Annotated in this window: 3 protein-coding genes and 1 tRNA gene; 3 read left to right on the top strand and 1 reads right to left on the bottom strand. The window is 68.4% G+C overall.

From position 1 onward, the window contains the following. The 3 genes from J7E68_RS18325 to J7E68_RS18315 all read left to right on the top strand — a co-directional run. Positions 1-924, top strand: a 924-nt coding sequence (locus J7E68_RS18325) for a thioredoxin domain-containing protein (protein ID WP_215174977.1), incomplete at its 5' end; no start/stop codon positions are given. A gap of 42 nt (positions 925-966) precedes the next feature. After that, positions 967-1,039: transfer RNA gene (locus tag J7E68_RS18320), tRNA-Thr, on the top strand. 467 nt (positions 1,040-1,506) lie between these two features. Then, a complete protein-coding gene (locus J7E68_RS18315; protein WP_215174976.1) occupies positions 1,507-2,460 on the top strand; it encodes an aldo/keto reductase in 954 nt (317 codons plus the stop codon). Between the two features lie 24 nt (positions 2,461-2,484). On the opposite strand, the gene J7E68_RS18310 is transcribed toward J7E68_RS18315, so the two are convergent. After that, positions 2,485-3,173: response regulator transcription factor (locus tag J7E68_RS18310; protein ID WP_215174975.1), on the bottom strand; the 689-nt coding region annotated here is incomplete at its 5' end.

Raw genomic sequence — 3,173 nt, 5'->3', positions numbered from 1 at the left:
CCCACCCCTCGCAATTCGCGTGAGGTCGTGCGGGAGAAGGCACAGAAGGTGCATGCCCAGCAGTCGAGGGCGCGCCTGATGCGACGAATCATCCTCGGCGTGGTCGCCGTCGTCGCGGTCGGTGCCATCGGCACGGCCATCACCCTCGCCGTCTCGGCGCAGGTGTCGAAGCCGCAGCTCACGCCGGGAGGCCTCGACCACGACGGCATCCTCGTCTCCGACATCAGCGCAGCCGCGGTGTCGGACGAGACGCTCGCGACGCCCGACCCGGAAGCGCCCGAGACCGGGGGAGAGGCGACGCCGACGCCCGAGCCCACGACATCGAGCACGGTCGACATCCACATCTACGTCGACTACCTCTCGCCGGACGCCGGTGCGTTCGAGCGCGCCAACTCGCGTCAGCTCGTGAACTGGATCTCCGAGGGCGCAGCGACCGTGACGTACCACCCGGTCGCGCTGCTCACCGCGAGTTCGAACGGAACGAAGTACTCGCTGCGCTCGGCAGCAGCCGCTGCGTGCGTCGCGACGCACTCGCCCGCACAGTTCTACGCGTTCAACCACGACCTGCTCGACGACCAGCCCGAGGTGAACACAGACGGCTTCTCCGACGCGCAGCTCGCCGACATCGCCGGAGCCGTGGGCTCCGACAACGTCAAGAGCGTCCGCTCGTGCATCGAGAACCAGGATTACGTCACCTGGGCGAAGGATGCCACCTCGCGTGCTCTCGAGGGCCCGCTCGTCGGATCGGACGACCTCGAGCTGACGGCCGCGCCCATGGTCGTCGTCAACGGCGAGGCCTATGTCGGTGCGCTGGATGACCCGAGCGAGTTCTCGCAGTTCGTCCTGACGGTCGCCAGCGACACGTACTACGCCACCGAGACGCCCGCGCCCACGGCGACACCCACCGAGACGCCGGCACCGTAATTCTTCCGTGTCGCACGCCCATCGCTAAGCTGGGTGGCGTCGGCCGACTTGGCGCAATTGGTAGCGCACCGTACTTGTAATACGGGGGTTGCAGGTTCGAGTCCTGTAGTCGGCACTCTGATCCCTCCAGCCCTTTCGGGGCAGGACATCGCACAGCGGAGGGACTCTCTCTCCGGATCCTGCGACCCTGATGAGGAAGAGTCCCTCGACCGGAGCCGCCCCGACACGGTCCCCATGAGCCGAGCCAGTGCACGCTCTCACGCGTGATGCTACTCGCGATGCGCGCGCTCCGACATCCCATGGCGCACGCCTCGTGAGGGGCGTACCTTCTATGGGATCGACGGGGAGGGAAACACCCAGGTGCTCGCCGCATTCGGTGCGCCCGGGAACCCCTGGTAGCGGCGGGGGATTGCGGATACTGTGGCCCTGGCCAGACAAAAGCGGCCGTGAGCCGGTGGAGACCCCAGCGAAGCCGGTTAGGTGTCCCGATGGGTCTCCCCATGGCCGGTCGGGGCACCGTTTTCGACCGACACATCGCGTCATACGCGAAATACCGAGCGATCGTCGTCGGTTGTCACCGATATGACTCGTATCGGAAACAGTGACCTTGATGTCTTCCCCCTCTCGCTCGGCGGCAACGTCTTCGGCTGGACGGCGGATCGCGACGCATCGTTCGCGGTGCTGGACGCCTTCGTCGAGGGCGGCGGCGACTTCGTCGACACCGCAGACGGGTACAGCGCCTGGGTGCCCGGCAACTCGGGCGGTGAGAGCGAGACGATCATCGGGGAGTGGCTCGCCTCTCGCAAGCCCGAGGGCGTCGTCGTCGCCACCAAGGTGAGCCAGCATCCGGACTTCACGGGACTCGCAGCGTCCAATGTCCGCAAGGCCGCCGAAGCCTCTCTCGGGCGACTCGGCGTCGACACGATCGACCTCTACTACGCGCACTTCGACGACGAGACGGTGCCTCTGGAAGAGACGGTCGCAGCCTTCGGCCAGCTCGTCGCAGACGGGCTCGTGCGCAACGTCGCGGTCTCCAACTACACGGCCGACCGGATCCGCGAATGGGTCGAGATCGCCCGCCGTATCGGTGTCGCCGTTCCGGTCGCCGTGCAGCCGCACTACAACCTCGTGCACCGCAACGACGTCGAGGAGACCATCATCCCGGTCGCCGAGGAGTTCGGGCTCGGACTCGTGCCGTACTACTCCCTCGCCAGCGGCTTCCTGACGGGCAAGTACCGGTCGGCCGACCCCGAGGGACAGTCGTCCCCTCGGGCGGCCGGAGCGGCGAAGTACGCCACGGACGCGGGCCTTCGCATCATCGACACCCTCGAGCAGATCGGCGACGCGCACGGCTCCTCGATCGCCGCGACGTCGCTCGCCTGGTTGCGGGCACAGCCGACCGTGGTCGCGCCGATCGCCAGCGCCCGCACGGTCGAGCAGGTACCCGATCTCCTGGCCGGTGCCCGTCTCGAACTGACGGCCGACGAGGTCGAGGCGCTCGATCGCGTCTCGGCGTGGACCCCGACGACGGCCTGACCCCTAATGCCCTGCCCTCGCGCTCTACGAGTCGGAGGGCAGGGCATCGTCGTCGACGAGACCGAGCCGGTGCGCGAGGATCACGAGGTGGATGCGGTCGCGAGCGCCGAGCTTGGCGAGGATGCGTCCGACGTGCGTCTTCACGGTCGATTCGCTGACGAACAGCACCTGGGCGATCTCGGCGTTGGTGAGCCCGCGTGCGATCTCGAGGAACACGTCGCGCTCGCGGTCGGTGAGCCCGGTGGTCGGATCCTCGGTCGGCGGGGCCGGCTCCGCAGGAGAACCGGGCACGGCCGCGGCGGATCCGAGCCGTGGCGTCACGTGCTCGAGCAGCATCCGGGTCACCCGCGGGGCGAGCGCCGCATCTCCGCGGTGCACGGCCCGGATCGCCGAGATCATCTCGTGACGCTGCGCGTCCTTGAGCAGGAAGCCGCTCGCCCCGGCTCGGATCGCACCGAACGCGTACTCGTCGAGGTCGAACGTGGTGAGCACCAGCACTCGGGTCTCGGGATGCTCGCGCACGATCGCCGCGGTCGCTGCGATCCCGTCGAGCCCCGGCATGCGGATGTCCATGAGCACGAGATCCGGCCGGAGGGCCGCGGCCTGCGCGATCGCGGCGTGGCCGTCGGCCGCCTCGCCGATCACGACCCTGTCGTCTTCGGCTTCGAGCCCCCTCCGGAATCCGAATCGGATGAGCTCCTGATCGTCGACCA

This window comes from Microbacterium sp. ISL-103 (assembly GCF_018613995.1).
Classification (GTDB): domain Bacteria; phylum Actinomycetota; class Actinomycetes; order Actinomycetales; family Microbacteriaceae; genus Microbacterium.
Note: the sequence above shows the minus strand (reverse complement) of the source record. Positions and strands in the feature narration are given on the sequence as shown.